Raw genomic sequence first — 17,073 nt, 5'->3', positions numbered from 1 at the left:
GGTCCAGGCTAGGAACTGGAGATCTGGGCGAAACTAAGCGCCATTGCGGTTGGTCCAGCGAAATGAACTGGTTCTCGCCACCCCGAGTTCGCGGTGCGCTGCGTGTCGGTTCCGCCGTGCTGGGAATTGGTGTCACCGGGTGGTTGCTGGCGACGCTTTGGCCTGAACCCGATCGTGTTGCCGCGAGCGCTCCGCTGAGTGGGGATCAACCTGAAACTCTGGCCCCCTTCCCCGAGGTCCCCGTCACGGTGTTGGTGATTGGTGTTGATGCGGATCGGCTGGGCGCGGCCTCCAATCAGGCTGCACCCAAAGGGCCTGCCAATGCTGATGCGCTGCTGTTGCTTCGCATTGCGGCTCAGGAGCCGCTTCAGGTGCTCCAGATCCCCACGGAGCTCGGGGTTCAGCTTCCTGACGAGAAGGATCCGGGCAGCCTTGCCCAGTTGTGGCGACGGGGTGGCGTCGGCCTTCTCAGCGATGTCATCCGCGACATTGTTGGCCTCCAGGAGGGTGATCCCAAGCGCTATGTGCTGATGCCCAGAGCCGCCCTACGCCGCCTTGTGGATGGACTGGGCGAGGTAGAGGTGGTGTTGAGCGACTCCTACAAGCGCCAGGACAAGACGCAGGGCTACACCGTCCTGCTCCAGGCCGGGCGACAGCGTCTCAATGGCGCCCAGGCGGAACAGCTGGTGCGCCACCTGCCCGACCCCAAGGCTGTCTCCCAGCGTCGCCAGCGCCAGGACATCCTGGTGGAGGGGCTGATCGAACAGGTCAAGGACCCCAGTGGCATCGCGGTGATTCCTGTCTTGGTGAACCAACTGAACACCGAGGTTGAGACCAACCTCAGTCGTTCGGAACAGCTGAGCCTGGCCGCGGCGATCATTGCGAGCCCTGAACCTGCACGGATCAGCCGCCTTCCCTTGGCCGACAGGGCCGGTGAGCAGACTTTGCGCCAGATCAAAGCCGGTGCCCGCCGTCCCCTCTGGCCCCAGCCTTAAGCGGGGTTCCGCAGCTGCAGTCTCAGGGCCAGGGCGTCGACGCATTCGGCCTGATCCGGATGCTTCTCATCGGGAATCCAGCCCAGCCAGCTGAGACCGTCCCGGCGCCGCGCTGGGCCGTTCCAGCGCCCTTGGAGCTGCACGAGACCGAGCAGCGGCACTTGCAGTTCCCGGCAGAGGGCGGCGTAGGCCGCGGCTGCACCAGGGATGGCGCCGTCGGGTTCTGCACTGGTTAACAGCAGCACCGGTTGGCGCCAGTCTGCAAGCGCCTGCAGCCAGCTGGCATCACCCTTTGCGGACGTTCTGGCTGCGTCACCGCTGAGCCGCACCAGCCCTGTGGCCGCCGGGTTGGTCTGCAGGATTTCAGCGGGTGATGCACCACTGGCCACTGTGGAGAGAGGGCATCGGCAAGCCCGGGCCAGGGCTTCGCAGGCCTGACGCATTTTGAGTTCTGGAAGGGGGCCCGCACCCACCAACAGTGGGAAACCTGTGGACATGGGGGCACTGCTCACCTCTACCATCGGATTACAGCAGAATTCGTTCCGCGGGCGCCGTGACCAGTTTCCTGACAGCAGCCCGTTCCGATCAGGAGCAGTTGGCCCCTGACAGCCGCCGCCTGCGTCTTTTCAGCGGCACTTCGAACCCTGCTCTGGCCAAGGAGATCTCCGCCTATCTCGGGGTGCCTGATGGTCCCCGCGTCTGCAAGCGTTTTGCGGACGGTGAGCTCTATGTGCAGATCCAGGAGTCGATCCGGGGTTGTGATGTGTTCCTGATCCAGCCCACCTGCGCGCCGGTGAACGACCACCTGATGGAGCTGCTGATCATGGTGGATGCCTGCAGACGGGCCTCCGCACGGCAGATCACCGCTGTGGTGCCCTATTACGGCTACGCCAGAGCGGATCGCAAGACCGCCGGTCGTGAATCCATCACCGCCAAACTCACGGCCAACCTGCTGGTGAAATCCGGTGTTGACCGCGTGCTGGCGATGGACCTGCACTCCGCCCAGATTCAGGGCTACTTCGATATCCCCTGCGATCACATCTACGGATCTCCCGTGCTGGTGGACTACCTCTCGACGCAGGACCTTGGAGATGTGGTGGTGGTGTCTCCGGACGTGGGGGGTGTGGCGCGGGCCCGGGCGTTTGCCAAGCAGATGAACGATGCTCCTCTGGCCATCATCGACAAGCGCCGCACCGGTCACAACATGGCCGAAAGCCTCACGGTGATTGGTGATGTGACGGGGCGGACGGCGATCCTGATCGACGACATGATCGACACCGGCGGCACGATCTGTGCGGGTGCACGGTTGCTGCGGGAGCAAGGGGCCAAACGGGTTCTGGCCTGCGCCACCCATGCCGTTTTCTCTCCCCCCGCCAGCGAACGTCTGTCCTCCGAGGGGCTGTTTGAGCAGGTGGTGGTGACCAACAGCATTCCAATCCCGCAGGATCGGGTCTTCCCTCAGCTGAAGGTGCTCTCCGTGGCCAACATGCTGGGGGAAGCCATTTGGCGCATCCATGAAGAGAGCTCCGTGAGCTCGATGTTCCGCTGATCGTTGCCTTGGGACCATGGACTGTTGAATGAGCGGGCTTGGTTCGGCTTGATCACGGTTAATCCAAGCCATCCTTGAGGCCCGGTGCTTCAACGGCGTTGGTTCAGCGGTGGAGGCCTCTAGTTGGTGTTGCTCTGGCCAGCCTGATGGCGGGGCTTCCGGCCCCTCTGATGGCCGAGTCTCGATTGGATCGTCTGCTCCGCAACCGCAGCACCATGGGGGTGTGGCTGACCAACAGCCCCAGTCCGCTCTATTACGACCGGAAGCGCATCAGCGCTGCGATGCAGCAGCTGCAGGATGCGGGGTTCAATCGCGTGGTGCCCAACGTCTGGAGCAGAGGCACCACGTTTCATCGCAGCCGCTTCGCTCCAGTGGAGCCACCGCTGCAGAAGGCTGGGATCGGTCTTGACCCCATCTGCACCCTTGCCGCAGAAGGTCGGCGCCGCGGCATCAAGGTGATGCCCTGGTTTGAGTACGGCCTGATGGAGCCGGCCGATTCATCCGTTGTGCGCGATAACCCCAGCTGGGTCTTGGCCAAAGCCAATGGCCAGCGTTGGATGAAGATGCACGGCAACCATCGAATGGCCTGGCTCAATCCGGCCCATCCGGAGGTTCGTGCCCGCTTCATCGGGTTGGTGGTGGAAACCTTGAAGCGCTGTCCAATGGACGGTCTGCAACTGGACGATCACTTCGCCTGGCCGGTTCAGTTCGGTTATGACCCCACCACCGTGGCGCTGTACCAGAAGGAGATGGGAGTGGCCCCCCCAAGGGATCACAGCAATCGACAGTGGATGAAATGGCGCCGTAATCAACTCACCTCTCTCTTGCGTGAGTTGCGGCAACGTCTCAAGCAGGAGCGCCTCTCCACCAGAATTAGCCTTTCTCCAGGTCCCTTCCGTTCGGCCTACAACCTCTGGCTGCAGGACTGGGAGCTCTGGGCTTTGGGCGGGCTGATCGAAGAGTTGGTGGTGCAGAACTATGCCTATTCCGTTCGAGGATTCGCCAAGGACTTGGATCAGCCGGCGCTGCGCAAAGCCCGCAGCTGGGGCATCCCTTCGCAGATTGGCGTGTTGGCGGGATTCGGCAAACGCACCACCTCGATGGCCGTTCTGGAGCAAAAAGTCCGCCTGGCCCGCCAGCGCGGTCATGGCGTGATCTTCTTCTACTGGGAAGGGCTATGGGGCAAGCATGTGGCGGAGCGGTATCGAGATCCTCGTCGCGCGGCATTCACCAGACTTGGATCTGACTGAACAGCAGATCCTGCTTGACATGAGCGTTGTTCGGGTCGAGGTCGACTGCGATCAAAAATTTCCTTCGATAAAATAATTTCTTGACTCTCTGAAAAGCGATGCTCCGAAGTCCTATTTAGCTGCATGAAACAGTTCACCGAAACCAGTTCCGAACCCTATGACCGTCACCACTACCGCGTGTGGTTGTGTGATGGGTCGTTCAAGGATGTTGAGAGCTACGACGAAGCGCAACGCATTTGGTATTCCAGTAAGACAAGGCCAAGGACGATAGAAGTGATGCAACCGAAGGGACGCAAGAGTGCTAAAGGTTTTTAGTGATTTTGGTGAACTTGCTATTAATCAATCAAGTTTCGATCGATTCACTTGGCTGCAGTGAGCTGTTTTCCCCAAGATGATCCGCGTTAAAACTGCAATCTCGCTACGATGTTTATTGTGTAATTTTTGCTTGACTCTTTTGGCTCGTAATTGATGTGTTCCGCATTGATTTTTTGGAACAGCTCTTCGGAGTTCAATAGCCGTGAAGCTTTGGGATTTATGAATGATGAATCAGTTTGAACTCAACCAGATTCGCTCCAAGCTTCGCAGGCTCGACCTCGATGATCAGTTTGTCGAGAAATACATCGATAAGCTAATCAGGAACAAAGAACCGTTTGTTACGGCATCGAAGTCCATTGACCGTTGGGATAAGAAGGATTCAGGTCAATTTGTTCTCCAAGTACTCGCCTGCGGATTGATTGCAGCCCTGGCTGGTGGTTGGTTGGCCGTTGTTCAGTAGCGGAGTGTATGGAGCCATGAGCGACGCAAGCTTGATCGCCCTGTTCAGCGTGGGGATGGCGTCGACATCAACAGTTTTGTTCCTGGGCTTTCGGCGTACCTACCGCCTAGAGCAAGAGCGCACATTGATGCGGAGAATGAGGCGTCGCCTTGATCAGATGTTCTTAAAGCAAAAGCCATAAATCAGGTCTCTCAATCACTTTTGCTCTGCGGTATTGGCTTTGTAGGTGAACAGAAGTGCCAAGCACAGCGTTCCGATCAGTGGACCCGGGGGTAGGTCAACAGCAATCGCCAGCATCATCCCGCCGCCACACAGAAGCAGCCCGGTGCTCGCGCTGCGCAGCATGAGCTCTTTCAGGCTTCGGCTGCGCTCCACGTGCATCAGCACCGGAGCGCAAAGCAGGCCGATCACCAGAATTACGCCCACGGCAGTGATGGCGCTGATCACCACGAGGGCAGTGATCAGGCTGCAGATCAGCCGAATCAAGAGAACCGGTCGTTTGGCAATGGCTGCTCCCTCGGGGTCGATGCCAACGAACACCAGGTCTCGGTAGCCCCACAGCAACATCGCCAACAGGGCACCGGCTGAGATGGTTGTCCGCAGCAGATCTGTTGTGGTGGCAGCCAGTAGATCGCCGAACAGAATTGTCTCCAGGTCCACCCGTGCCTCCAGCAGGGGCACCAACAGCACGCCCAGGGCGGTGAAGCCGGCCAGAACGGTGTTCATTGCGCCCTCTTCCCTGCCCTTGAAGCGTCGGTTCAAGCGTTCAGCCACAAGGGCGCCCAGCAGGCCACTGATCAGGCCGCCGATGCTTGGGTCGATGCCGATCGCCAGAGCGATCACCAAACCGGGCAGAACGGAATGGGCCATCAGGTTGGCCAGCAGCACCCGGCGTTGGGTGATCAGCAACGCTCCAGTTGCTGGACAGATGGCTCCGATCAACAGCGAGATCGTCAGAGGCAGAAGCCACCAGATGTCGGGTTCAACCACAGCAGTGGCTCCCCATCATGCAAGTCAGGTCGCTCAGTTTTTCTCGAACCGTGTTGGGTGATCCGTTGGCCAGGATTTGGCCGTCCATCACAACAACCTGGTCGTAACTGTCGAGGGCGCTGCCCCAATCGTGGCTGCTAACCAGCAGCGTCTGACCGGCTTCCGCCTGATCCCGCATCACCTTGAGTAGATGGTCTCGCGTCGGCGGATCGATGGCGCTGCAGGGTTCGTCCAGCAGCAGGATGTCGGTTTGCTGCATTAATCCTCTGGCCAGCAGGACGCGTTGTTGCTGTCCGCCGGAGAGCTGGTTGAGGCGTCGTGATCCCATGGCTCCCATGCCGACGCGTTCCAGCAGCTTTTCGCAGTGGTCCGCTGCAGCGGCTTCGCCTTTTTTGGGCGTCCCCAGCTGCACCATGTCGCGGGCGGTGATCGGAAACGACCAATCAATGGCTGCCCGTTGAGGCATTAGGCCGATTGGCTTGCTGGTGTTGACCGTTCCTTGGCTGGGTTTCAATCGCCCTTCGATCAGATGCAACAGCGTTGACTTGCCGGCTCCGTTGGGCCCCACCAGCGCCGTCAGTGTTCCTGCTTGGAGTTGCAGGTTGACGCGGTCGACGGTGTTGCGACCTCCGTAGCTGAAGCACAGCTCTGTTGTGCTCAGCACGCACGACGAATGGCTCATCAACTCTTCGCTGGCCGGACTTGGGCCTCTTGATGTTTTGCACACCCCATGTTGGCGAGGGATCAGGCACTGGGCAAAATGATAATCATTCTCACTGGGCCGTCCATGCGTCCTGTTTTGGCTCGATCGGCGGGGGTCAGTCTTGCTCTGGCCATTGGAGCTGCAGTTGTTCCGGCCCATGCGGCTCAACCTGTGGTGGTGGCCGTCGATGGCACGCTGTGCGATCTCACCAAGACCCTGGCTGCCGGTGCCGCCTCGGTCACGTGCCTGATCCCTCCTGGTGGTGACCCCCATTCCTATCGCTTGAAGCCCAGTGATCGCAGCCAGATCGCCAAGAGTGATCTGGTTCTGCACATCGGTTTCGGACTGACTCCTTCCGCCAAAAAACTCAACTCACCGGGAGCAGTAGTGGCCGTCGGTGAAGTCGCCCTGCCGTCCTACGAAGGCAGCGACCCCCACGTTTGGCATGATCCGGCCAATTCCGCTGCGATGGTGCGGGTCATCTCCCGCTCTCTGGCCCCCGTTCTGCCGGCCAGTGATCGTGCGGCCTTGCAGCAACGCACCGCCCAGGCTGTGGCTGTCTTTCAGGCTCTGCAGAGCTGGGAGGCCAATCAGTTTGGTTCTTTGCCCTCAGCGCAGAGGGTCATGGTGACCGATCACAAGACCTACAGCCATCTTGCGGATCGCTTTGGACTGGTTGAGATCGCGATGTTGGACAGCCACACCACCGGTGGCGTGTTGCGGCCCTCCAGTCTCAAAAGAATCACCCAAGAGGTGAAGGCTTCTGGTGCCAAAACCATCTTTTCCCCTGCGGCTACCCCGAACAAAACTCTGAGGCGCATCAGCAAGAGCACCGGCTTGCCTATTGCGGCAACACCGCTCTACGGGGAAGGCATTGCTGCCGGTCGCAATGCTGTTTCGACGGCGACCCTCAACGTCTGCACGATCGTCAATGGCCAAGGCGGTTCCTGCGACACCGCTGGAGCCAATGCATTGAATGCGCAGTGGTCATCGATCCGGTGACATAACGCCGCTTTCCTCTCTGATCTTTTTCTCTTCCATCTCTTCTCGTCTCATGTTCCGTTCACGTCTTGCTCTTCTGGCTCTTCTGTTGAGCCCGTTCGCCTCGATGTCACCTGCCGAGGCCCATGGCTCCCATGGTGGTGGTGGAGAGTCTCTTGAGGCCGGTGAATTCGACTTCACTCCCATCATCACCATCGAAGGGCATGGTGGTTTTGACATCAACCTTGAGGGAGATCCCAAGCATTACGCCATTGATGGCATGTTTGGTGGCGTTTTTGAGTGGGGCCTCGATAATGGCGGCTCTTTCGCGATCGAAGCTGCCATTGGGCCTGCTTTGGTTTGGGGAGAGGCTGAACACTTTTACGGCAAGGTTCATATCGATGATCACGACGATGACCATGAAGAAGATCACGACGATGACCATGAAGAAGATCATGATGACCATGAAGAAGATCATGACGACCATGAAGAAGATCATGATGACCATGAAGAGGATCACGATGATCACGAAGACGATCATGATGATCACGAAGGTCATGATCATGGTCATGACCACAGCCATGACACCGACTTCAAACGTACCGATATCAAGGGCTTTCTTCAGGCCCGTTATGCACCCAATGACCGCTTAAGCATTGCTCTTTCTTGGAATCCTTATTACGTCACTAAGGATCAAGGTGAGGATATTCAGGGCTTGAAGAATGAGCTTGGGGCAAAAGTGACTTGGGCTCTTGGTGATGGAGATGTGAACTTTGCCCTCGGCGATGGTATCGAGGATCTGGTGAATGGTGTTTACCTATCAGTTGATCACCGTCAGGGTTGGGAGTCTGATGGAATGTATGTGGGCAACTACACCGATCCTCGTGTGGGCTTGGGATTCACATTCGGCGGTGATGAAATCTCCTTGATGATTGAGGCTGGCCCTCGTTTCTATGTCCCCGGCAGCTACGCAGGATTGGATCCGCGCACAGACTTGGCTGGTGAAATCGAACTTTCGGTTCCCGTCGGTGATGCAACGCTGTTTGTCCACTGGCAGCAGACCTACAGCTGGGAAGATGCGCCGGGCTGGGGTGAAGGCTGGCAGCACCATGTCGGCACTGGCGTGACATTCACCTTCTAAGTCTGAACAGTCGGTTGAAATTTGTTTGATCAGGAGGGCAGTTTTGCCCTCTTTTTTTATTGCTCAGCCTGCATGCAGCCACTGGGCTTCGCTGATGGGCGTGTTGATCACCTTGATGAGCTTCAAGCTGTCGCTATCGATCAGGCCGGCACGGGCATGGCTTTGGTTCGGTCGCGTCAGCGTCATCAACAGCTGGTTCGTCACCGGGTTCCACTGGATGGGGCTGCCCGCCTTGAGCGTCCATGGCTCCATGGCCATGCGTTGTGTCACCTCTCCCGCGTCGCTGATCAGCACCAGTTCGTGATTGCCCCGTTGCTGTTCCCATCGCCCCAGAACAGCCCAGATCCGTTTGCCGCGGTTGTCGCAGGCCACCCCCAGCACCGCTTGATCACCGAGGTGCAGTTGCTTCGGCGCTTGCCCTGGAACCACCAGCTCAATCGAGCGCCTGTAATCCGGCCAGTGCCGGACCAGCACGGCCCGTCCTGAGGCACCGCAGAAGGCCCCCAGCTCCCGGCTCCCCGGCAGCATCTGCGGCTTTTGCTCGGTTGCTTGCAGGGGCCGAAGGCTCAGACCGTCATAGGTGGGCATCACTACGCCCCCTCCAGCCGGCAGCAACTGCATCGGCCCGGAGGGTTTCAGTGCCAGAGCCTTCCGTTTGCCATCGGCCTGCAGCAACAGGGCTTGGTCGCTGCCCGGCTGGAACCCACCGCTCTGCACCAGCAGATCGCCATTGAGATTGCTGCTGAGATGGGCGAAGAGCACCTCCCCTTTCAACAGCGGTTCCGTGCGGCTGAGCGTCGGCGGCCCCAAGGCCGCCAGACGGTTGGCCGTGCTGCGGGGCTTTAGCTGGTCCCACCACACCTGTTCGGTGCCGTTCTGATCGCGTCCCACCAGCGCAATACCCCGGCCATTCCCAAGGGGGACGACGCTGGGGATGGCGGGCCAGACCCGACTGATCGGCATCCACTCTCCCGATCGCGTCTGCAGTTGAACCTGCTCGCCTCCCGGAACAGGCCGCGTCGCGATCAGCCAGGGTCTCGGGTCCCACCACCATTGCTGTTCTCCCAGCGGCAGGCCGCGTTGGTCCGCCCCTGCGATCGATAGCTCGAGCGGAGCCGTGAGCACGACCTCCGCATCGATCACCATCCGCAGCGGTGTCGTCTCCCCCAGCCATTGATGGGGCACGGTTGGAGTGATTCGGGTGGCCTCGTTGACACGGGGCCGATTCATCGGGCGACTGAACTGCAGATCCAGAGCTGCGCTGCCGCTTTGCACCTGTTGCGGCACCAGGCGCAGCAGCCGGGGAGGCTGTCGCAAGAGCAGCTGTTGCTGCGCCAGAACCGCAGCACAGGCCATGAGCATCAGCAGCAAGGGCCGCCGCGTCATGGTTCCAGGGGCCGCTCGGGCCTCGCAATCAGCGTGATGTTTTGGGGAATCACGACGGGGAGGCGCCGTTCGCTTCGGGTTTGCACGCTCATCGTTCCCTCGATGGCCAACCACTGGTTGGTTTTTGGTGTGAACGACTCCGGCCATTCCACCGCCAGACCAGCGGGCGTGGCGTCAGCCAGGCAACAGCGCACCGTGAGCCTGGCGATCAGCGGTGGGCCCTCGGGCTGCCTCCAGACAAAACCGCTGATGCGCACAGGATTGCCCGCCACAAGATCCGGGTCGGGCTGGCTGCGCAGCAAGCGCACCCATTCCGTGAGGCTGCGTTGTTCGGGGGGCAGAACGAAGGCCAACTCCGGTGGATCGGGCAGGCCCTGGGGGCGGTTGCTGGCCAGATCGCTGAAGGAGGGACTCGGCGGAAGGATCAGCACCAGCGCAGCCATCACGCCGCTGAGCAGCCAAGGCAAGCGCCAGCGTTCGTTTTGCTTCTCTTTTTTCAGCAGAAGGGCCACGCCCAGCATCAGCAAGATCAGGCCGGTGACCCCCACCAGGCCATGGAAGACCCCCCGCAGCAGCAGATCGAGCCGACCGCTGTGGAAGCTCCACAACAGCGTCAGGCCCCAGAGCAGCAGCAGGGTTCCGCGCTTCAACACAACCGGCCCCTCACAGCAGCCACAGGTTGATCCACTGACCGATCAGCAGCACCCCAAGACTGGCACTGATCGCCGTGATCAGGATCGCCTTTGGCCGCATCAGCACGGTGAACAGGCCTGCGAGTTTGAGATCCACAACGGGGCCCAGCAAGAGGAAGGCCAGCAGGGCTCCTGGGGTGATCTGAGCCGCAAACCCCAGGGCAAGAAAGGCATCCACGCTGGAGCAGACCGACACCACCACCGCCAGCAGCATCAAGGCCAGGATCGATGCCGTCGGCGCGCCCCCCACGGCCAACAGCCAACTGCGTGGCAGCCAGGTCTGCACCAGGGCCGCAATCACGCAACCCAGCACCAGTAGTGCCAAAAGATCGAGAAATTCGCGGCAGCTCTGGTCCAGCACCTGCCAGGCCTGGAGGCGCCGGCCGCTCATGGATCGGGGGGGGCTGGGTGATCCGCCGATCACACCACTGCTGCGCTGGAGCAGCCCCAGATTGCTGAGGGGTTGGCTCATGCGGCGTTCCTCCAGAAGTGCGGTTGCCAGGAGCTGCGTCTCGGGCAGTTGCACCAGCAACAGACTCAGCAGGATCGCCAGCAGAAAGGCCCCCAATGGCCGGGCCACCAGCAGCCAGGGCTGATCAGGAAACGCGGCCCAGGTGCTGGCCAGCACGATGGGATTCAGCACCGGGGCTGCAAACAGAAAGCCGAAGGCCGTGCCCATCGGTGCCCCGCTGGCCAGCAGACGGCGGGCGACGGGAACGTTGCCGCATTCGCAGGCCGGGAGGGCAAAACCCATCAGGGCCCCGATGATCGGAGCCAGCACAGGGTTCTTGGGGAGCCGTTCGATCCAGGCACCCGGGGGCACCGCCCATCGGGCCAGCCCTGCGATGGCAACGCCGAGCAGCAGAAACGGAACGGCTTCCAGCAGCAACCCCTGAAAGATCGCCCAGGCCGTGGCGAGCTTGTCCAAGCGTTCGGGCGGCAGTTGCTACTCAACGTTCTCAGGTTGTGTCCTGAAAGGAAAGACAGGAGACGCTTTGTTGAGCAGATGTTGAGACGCGCGAGATCAGTGCTTGGATCCTTAAGGGATGTTTAAGGAGGTGCAGGATGTGGGACCTCGGTTTATCTGTCTTTCTCGCGCTGTCCGGTGTGAGTGTTGTCGAAAGTCCCCGTGACTGCCGTGATCAACCGGGCCTAATGGGTGGCTACATCACTGGCACGAATCTGATTGAGCTTTGTCATGCCAACGTTCATCGTGCTGATCAGGACCTTGAACGGGTGCTGCGCCACGAGATGGTGCATGCCATTCAGGAAAATTTCGATCTTCGGGAGTCGCTGATCCCTGAGCCACTGCTCACCTGGCTGGTCCGCTGGACCATGGATGACCGCGAGGTGATGACGGTGCTGCTTTACGACGAGCACGAGACGGACCAGGAGTTCGAGGCTCGGCTCCTGGCCAACCTCCCCAACTGGGTTGTGGGCTCTCTGCTTTGGATCAGTGAGCACCGGCACCGTGCGGTTCATGCTGGCCTTCAGCTTCCTCAGCCCTGGGATGTGGTCCCTCTGGAGGCGATTCTGTGGAGGGATCAGTACGCCGTAGCCCGTCGTTGAGTCGGCGCGGCAAGGTGGATTCCAGTTGTCAGTCGCCTTGCGATGGGGTGGTGCTTCTGGATTGATCGCGGTGGCACCTTCACCGATCTGATCGGTCGCGATCCAGAAGGCCAGCTGCACGTGCGCAAGGTGCTCTCGGAGCAGGCCGGTGCCGCAGACCCTGCGGTGTCGGCCATGGAAGCGATGTTGACGTCGGCTTCACCGCCCGTGGATTTGGGGGATGTCGACGACGTGCGCCTCGGCACCACCGTGGCCACCAATGCGCTGCTGGAGGGGGCTGGTGCATCGTTGCTGTTGCTCACCAATGCCGGGCTGAGGGATCAGCTTTGGATCGGCGATCAACATCGCGACGATTTGTTCGCGCTTGAGCAGCCCCAGCGCCCCTTCCTGGCGCAAACGGTGCTGGAGCTGGCCGGTCGACTCGATGCCCGGGGTGAGGAGGTGGAGCCCCTGGTGCTGGATCAACTTTTGCGGCGGCGTCTTGAGGAGTTGCGCCGTTCCGGCCTGGACGTCGCCGTGGTGGCGTTACTGCATGCCCAACGCAACCCAGTCCATGAGCAGCGCTGCGCCGCATTGCTGCGGGAGCTTGGCTTTCGCACCGTGGTTTGTTCCCACCAGGTGAGCGTGATGCCCCGCCTGGTGCCGCGGGGGCAGACGGCGTTGGTGGAGGGGGCGGTGCATCCGGTGCTGGATGGCTACCTGCAGCAGGTGCAAGGGGCGTTGGGCGCCGCCACACCACTGCGGGTGATGACCTCCAGCGGAGCGTTGCAGGCTCCAGACAAGCTGAAGGCCAAAGACACCATCCTTTCGGGGCCGGCGGCCGGGATGGTCGGGGCGATCGCCGCGGCACGGATGGCCGGCTTTGACGGAGTGCCGGTGCTGGGCTTCGACATGGGGGGCACGTCCACAGATGTGTTCTGCGTGGCTTCTGCCGATGCGCAGGCCTTGCGGCAAGTGAAAGAACAGACCGAGATCGCCGGCTTGCAGTTGCTGGCCCCACGTCTCCCGATTGAAACCGTGGCGGCCGGAGGTGGATCGGTGCTGGAGCTACAAGGGGAGCGGCTGCGGGTTGGGCCCCGCTCCGCTGGAGCCCAACCGGGCCCGGCCTGTTATCGCGCCGGCGGACCGCTCACCATCACCGACGCCAACCTGCTGCTGGGGAGGCTTCAGGTGGACCGCTTCCCGGCGGTGTTCGGCCCGTCCGGGGATCTGCCACCGGATGTGGAGGTGGTGCGGCATCACTTCGCGGAGCTCGCGGCAGCGCTGGGGCAGACCTCGGAGCGGGTGGCATCTGGGGCGTTGCAACTGGCGGTGGAAACCATGGCCGCTGCGATCCGCAGGGTGTCGCTGCATCGCGGTGAGGACATTCGCGGCGGGGTGTTGGTGGCCTACGGAGGCGCTGGTGGTCAGCACGCCTGTCGCCTGGCGGATGAACTGGGTCTGAGCACAGTGCTGTTGCATCCCATGGCCGGTGTTCTCTCCGCCTTCGGTATGGGTCAGGCCCGCCAGCGCTGCCGGCGGCAGGTGCATCTCGGCGTTGCCCTTTCCTCTGATCTGTTGGCGGCCCTGCCGGATCAGGTGGAGCGGCTGATGGGTGAAGCGCAGGAGACCTTGAGTCGCCAGGGGGATCGCGCTGATGCCGATGCGGGGGAGCCAGAGGTCTGGGTCAACCTGGCCCTGCGTTATCCCTCTGCCGAGCAGACCCTGGTGCTCACCTGGTACGCCGAGCAAGGCGTTGATGCCGTGATCTCGGCTTTCCAGGCGAGCCATCAGCAACGCTACGGCTACTGCATTGATGCCGATCAGGCCCTAATCGTCGAACAGCTCAATGTTGAGGTCACAGCACCCCAACAGTTCGATGCCACAGCCACAGCTGAGATGGCCGAACCAAGACCAGGGGTGGAGACATCCCCGCAGGTGTCGATGCACCTGGAGCTGAGCGGCTGGACGCAGGCTCCGTTGCTGAACCGCAGTGCTCTGCCGCTGAATCAGCGGATTGAAGGCCCGGCCTTGATCGCCGAAGCCACTGGCTGCACGGTGCTGGAGCCAGGCTGGCAGGCCCGGGTGGCGGAGGGGGGCACGCTGTTGCTGGAGCGCTCGTATCCCGCAGACGGATCACCGGTGCTGGCACAGGCCGATGGCCACGACCCGTTGCAGGCGGAACTGTTTCGCCACCGCTTCATGGCGATCGCTGAACAGATGGGGGAACAGCTGCGGCAAAGCAGTCGCTCCGTGAACATCCGCGAGCGTCTGGATTTTTCCTGTGCGTTGTTCGATGCCACGGGTGCTCTGGTGGCCAATGCCCCCCACATTCCGGTGCACCTTGGATCGATGGGCGACAGCGTTCGCGACCTGCTGGCCCAGGTGGCGACCGGTGATGTCGCACCGCTGCAGCCCGGCGACACGCTGCTCAGCAACGATCCTTTCCATGGCGGAACCCACTTGCCCGACATCACCGCCATCTCGCCGGTGTTCTGCAACGGGGATCAACCCAGCTTCTTTGTGGCCAGCCGTGGCCATCACGCCGATGTGGGTGGCATCGCTCCCGGGTCGATGCCGTCCTTCAGTCGCACCATTACCGATGAGGGCCTGCTGCTCCGCAACCAGCTGTTCGTGCGTCAGGGCCGGGTTCTCGCCGGTGATTTGGAAGCGGTGTGGAGCGGCATGGCGACGCCGCCCCGCAACCCTCCGGAACTGTTGGCCGATCTGCAGGCGCAGGTGGCGGCCAATCAGGCTGGGATTGTGGCGCTGCAATCCCTCGTTGAGCGGGAGGGTAAGACCCTGGTGCAACGGCAGATGACCCTGCTGCAGCAGGAGGCAGCCCGCAGTGTTCAGCGGTTGCTCTTGCGCCTAACGGACACCCGGCATCAGTTGGCCCTCGATGACGGCTCCTCTCTGGTGGTGCAGGTGAGCCTTGATCCCAAACGGCAACGGTTGCGTTTGGATTTCAGCGGAACATCGCACCAACGGCCGGGCAATTTCAATGCCCCTCTGGCGGTGACGCGGGCGGCCGTGCTGTACGTGATCCGTTGTCTCCTCGACAGCGATATCCCCTTGAACGAGGGCTGTTTCGCACCGCTCGATCTGGTGGTGCCGGCGGGCTGTCTGTTGAATCCCTGCTCCCCTGCAGCTGTAGTGGCCGGCAACGTCGAGGTGTCTCAGGCCCTCTGCAATCTGTTGTTTGCGGCCTTCGGTGCCCAGGCTGCCGGCCAGGGAACGATGAACAACTTCAGCTTCGGCAATGGCCGCTGCCAGTACTACGAAACGGTGGCTGGTGGTGGCGGCGCTGGTGAGGGCTTTGCCGGATCAGTGGGCCTGCAGTCGCACATGACCAACTCGAGGCTGACGGATCCCGAGGTGCTCGAGAGCCGTTATCCGGTGCGCTTGGAATCCTTCGCGGTGCGCTCCGGCAGTGGCGGTCAGGGCCGTTGGCCCGGGGGCGCCGGGTTGGAGCGCACGATCCGTTTCCTTGAGCCGATGAATGTGTCGCTGATCAGTGGCTCGCGGCAGGTGCCCCCGTTCGGGCTCAATGGTGGGGCCAGTGGTGCCTGTGGCGAGAACCTGCGGCTGGACCGCGACGGTGTCGCCCACCCTCTGCCCGGTGCCGTGCAGCTGGAGCTCCAGGCGGGTGAGGCCATCCGCATGCTTACCCCAGGGGGAGGCGGCATGGGACGTTGAGGGGGGATGCCTTCTGGTGGTGTGATGCCGATGCGATCACAGGGTTGGTGGTTCGGAGTGCTGCTGGGCTGCAGCCTCAGCGGTGCTGCCCATGCCAAAAGCCTCGATCAGCAGGTGTTCCAGTTGCAGCTGGTGATGGATCAGATCCGTCTGGCGCGGTCTATGGGGGATCGTGTTGGCGTTTGCGTTGAATCCCGCCGGGCCAACAACCTTGTGCTCGATCTTCTTCCGGCCCTGCAGTTACATCGTCCGGGCCTCAATCACGCTGCCTTGCAAGACAGGATCCTGTTGGGATTCGAAGACTGTTAAGGCTCTTTGACCGTTGTTTGGTTTGGATCAACCTGACTCCAAGGTTCAAGTTTCCCTGTTGCGGAGATCAAAAGCCTGATTCAGATCATTGCTCCACTGGGCTTTTGCAGAAGTTTCAGGGCTGATGAGAACAGGGTGATGCCGAAGAGTGTTCCCAGAGCCCAGACGCTGTCACTGGGCCACTCGAGCACCAAGAGCAGGCCGATGCCTGCCGAGAGCAAGCCATCGAGCAGCACAAGCCCGGCCATCGGCGCTTTTGAACTTGCCCCCGCCGCCAGTTCCATAATCCCCTCCACCAACACCACAACCCCGGCGAAGAGGGTCAGGCTGATTTCTCCTTCGATGGGGTCAATCAGGATGAACAGTGCCCCACCGATGTAAAGCAGGGCGGAAAGCAGACGGAACAACTTGCCGCTGGCCTGGTCTTGGCCGAGCCGCAGCAGTTGACTCACCCCTGCGGAGAAGGCAATTCCACCAAGGGCAAGGGTGAGCAGCGTCGCCGAAATGAACGGCAGAAGGATCGCAGCCACGGCACCCAAAATCAGCAGGGCTGCTGCAACTTGCCTCTGAAGCTCAGGGGACATAACGGCAAGCCATCTAAATCGAATTTAGGCCCGTTTTTTTAGAATCAGCATGACGACCCATTGTCGATCGGCATCTGCGGATTCAATCTGAATGCAGCAAAGCTGATGGCATGGGTTTGCTTCAAACAATCCAGGGACGGTTGCTTCAGTACGACTCACCGTCGCGGCAGTTGCAACAGGACCATTTCGACGCAGCCCGACGCCTGGCGCAGGCTCAATTTCAGCTGGCTGATGCCGAATTAAGCCAACGCCTTTGGCAGGACGTGGCTGATCGTGATCTCGATGTTGATCGGATCCTGAATCTTCTCTATGGCTGCTGGTTCCAGGATGATCCCGCGGCGCTGCGTGCTGCCGACGCTGCGTTTCAGTCGCGCCGCGAGCGGGAGTTGATCCCAGGGGTGTTCGAACACTGCTGAAGATTTTGGGCCTGGGAAATTGTTGTGCTGAACTGACGGATCCATTGGTGGCGGC

Annotated in this window: 17 protein-coding genes; 10 read left to right on the top strand and 7 right to left on the bottom strand. The window is 61.2% G+C overall.

Translation table 11 applies throughout. From position 1 onward, the window contains the following. Window positions 1–62 precede the first annotated feature (62 nt). Window positions 63–995 (top strand): LCP family protein, encoded by a 933-nt coding sequence (locus FZZ90_RS02380; protein WP_226424161.1) that lies wholly within the window; start codon window positions 63–65, stop codon window positions 993–995. Here the strand turns inward: FZZ90_RS02380 and FZZ90_RS02375 are convergent. Beyond that, on the bottom strand, window positions 992–1,492 hold the full coding sequence (locus tag FZZ90_RS02375; RefSeq protein ID WP_226424160.1) for a hypothetical protein: 501 nt from the start codon (window positions 1,490–1,492) through the stop codon (window positions 992–994). The two genes, FZZ90_RS02380 and FZZ90_RS02375, sit on opposite strands and share 4 nt — an antisense overlap. A gap of 56 nt (window positions 1,493–1,548) precedes the next feature. Between FZZ90_RS02375 and FZZ90_RS02370 the strand changes: the two genes are divergently transcribed. The 3 genes from FZZ90_RS02370 (at window position 1,549) to FZZ90_RS02360 (ending at window position 4,569) form a co-directional block, all read left to right on the top strand. Further along, window positions 1,549–2,544 (top strand): ribose-phosphate pyrophosphokinase, encoded by a 996-nt coding sequence (locus FZZ90_RS02370; protein ID WP_226424159.1) that lies wholly within the window; start codon window positions 1,549–1,551, stop codon window positions 2,542–2,544. Between the two features lie 146 nt (window positions 2,545–2,690). Then, complete coding sequence (locus tag FZZ90_RS02365; protein ID WP_370631021.1) at window positions 2,691–3,794, top strand: glycoside hydrolase family 10 protein; 1,104 nt, start codon at window positions 2,691–2,693, stop codon at window positions 3,792–3,794. Between the two features lie 541 nt (window positions 3,795–4,335). Then, entirely contained in the window at window positions 4,336–4,569 is a 234-nt protein-coding gene (locus tag FZZ90_RS02360) for a hypothetical protein (RefSeq protein WP_226424157.1), read from the top strand. Window positions 4,570–4,764: 195 nt separating this feature from the next. On the opposite strand, the gene FZZ90_RS02355 is transcribed toward FZZ90_RS02360, so the two are convergent. Together FZZ90_RS02355 and FZZ90_RS02350 are read right to left on the bottom strand one after the other, a co-directional pair. Next, a complete protein-coding gene (locus FZZ90_RS02355; protein ID WP_226424156.1) occupies window positions 4,765–5,559 on the bottom strand; it encodes a metal ABC transporter permease in 795 nt (264 codons plus the stop codon). Then, window positions 5,552–6,241 (bottom strand): metal ABC transporter ATP-binding protein, encoded by a 690-nt coding sequence (locus tag FZZ90_RS02350; protein WP_226424155.1) that lies wholly within the window; start codon window positions 6,239–6,241, stop codon window positions 5,552–5,554. Before FZZ90_RS02350 ends, FZZ90_RS02355 begins: the two co-directional genes overlap by 8 nt. A gap of 105 nt (window positions 6,242–6,346) precedes the next feature. Here FZZ90_RS02350 and FZZ90_RS02345 point away from each other — a divergent pair, with 105 nt between their 5' ends. Both FZZ90_RS02345 and FZZ90_RS02340 read left to right on the top strand, forming a co-directional pair. Then, window positions 6,347–7,264, top strand: a complete 918-nt coding sequence (locus FZZ90_RS02345; RefSeq protein ID WP_226424154.1) for a metal ABC transporter substrate-binding protein — start codon at window positions 6,347–6,349, stop codon at window positions 7,262–7,264. Window positions 7,265–7,316: 52 nt separating this feature from the next. Further along, entirely contained in the window at window positions 7,317–8,384 is a 1,068-nt protein-coding gene (locus FZZ90_RS02340) for a hypothetical protein (protein WP_226424441.1), read from the top strand. A gap of 63 nt (window positions 8,385–8,447) precedes the next feature. Here the strand turns inward: FZZ90_RS02340 and FZZ90_RS02335 are convergent, their stop codons facing one another. The 3 genes from FZZ90_RS02335 to FZZ90_RS02325 are packed head-to-tail and all read right to left on the bottom strand — an operon-like array spanning window position 8,448 to window position 11,390. Next, window positions 8,448–9,770 (bottom strand): hypothetical protein, encoded by a 1,323-nt coding sequence (locus FZZ90_RS02335; protein WP_226424153.1) that lies wholly within the window; start codon window positions 9,768–9,770, stop codon window positions 8,448–8,450. Further along, entirely contained in the window at window positions 9,767–10,420 is a 654-nt protein-coding gene (locus FZZ90_RS02330; RefSeq protein ID WP_226424152.1) for a TIGR03943 family protein, read from the bottom strand. Before FZZ90_RS02330 ends, FZZ90_RS02335 begins: the two co-directional genes overlap by 4 nt. A gap of 13 nt (window positions 10,421–10,433) precedes the next feature. Next, complete coding sequence (locus FZZ90_RS02325; protein WP_226424151.1) at window positions 10,434–11,390, bottom strand: permease; 957 nt, start codon at window positions 11,388–11,390, stop codon at window positions 10,434–10,436. Between the two features lie 137 nt (window positions 11,391–11,527). On the opposite strand from FZZ90_RS02325, the gene FZZ90_RS02320 reads away from it, so the two are divergent. From FZZ90_RS02320 to FZZ90_RS02310, 3 genes are read left to right on the top strand one after another with little or no spacing between them, the layout of a single operon-like run. Beyond that, the gene (locus FZZ90_RS02320) at window positions 11,528–12,031 is read left to right on the top strand and encodes a hypothetical protein (protein ID WP_226424150.1); all 504 of its coding nucleotides are present in this window, start codon (window positions 11,528–11,530) and stop codon (window positions 12,029–12,031) included. A gap of 42 nt (window positions 12,032–12,073) precedes the next feature. Then, window positions 12,074–15,709: a hydantoinase B/oxoprolinase family protein gene (locus FZZ90_RS02315; protein WP_226424149.1), complete on the top strand. Its 3,636-nt coding sequence runs from the start codon at window positions 12,074–12,076 to the stop codon at window positions 15,707–15,709. 24 nt (window positions 15,710–15,733) lie between these two features. Next, entirely contained in the window at window positions 15,734–16,018 is a 285-nt protein-coding gene (locus FZZ90_RS02310; protein ID WP_226424148.1) for a hypothetical protein, read from the top strand. An 80-nt stretch (window positions 16,019–16,098) separates the two neighbouring features. Here the strand turns inward: FZZ90_RS02310 and FZZ90_RS02305 are convergent, their stop codons facing one another. Continuing rightward, window positions 16,099–16,602 (bottom strand): HdeD family acid-resistance protein, encoded by a 504-nt coding sequence (locus FZZ90_RS02305; protein ID WP_226424147.1) that lies wholly within the window; start codon window positions 16,600–16,602, stop codon window positions 16,099–16,101. A 110-nt stretch (window positions 16,603–16,712) separates the two neighbouring features. Between FZZ90_RS02305 and FZZ90_RS02300 the strand changes: the two genes are divergently transcribed. Next, window positions 16,713–17,018 (top strand): hypothetical protein, encoded by a 306-nt coding sequence (locus FZZ90_RS02300; protein WP_226424146.1) that lies wholly within the window; start codon window positions 16,713–16,715, stop codon window positions 17,016–17,018. Window positions 17,019–17,073 lie beyond the last annotated feature (55 nt).

This window comes from Synechococcus sp. MU1617 (genome assembly GCF_020514235.1).
GTDB lineage: Bacteria > Cyanobacteriota > Cyanobacteriia > PCC-6307 > Cyanobiaceae > Parasynechococcus.
Note: the sequence above shows the minus strand (reverse complement) of the source record. Positions and strands in the feature narration are given on the sequence as shown.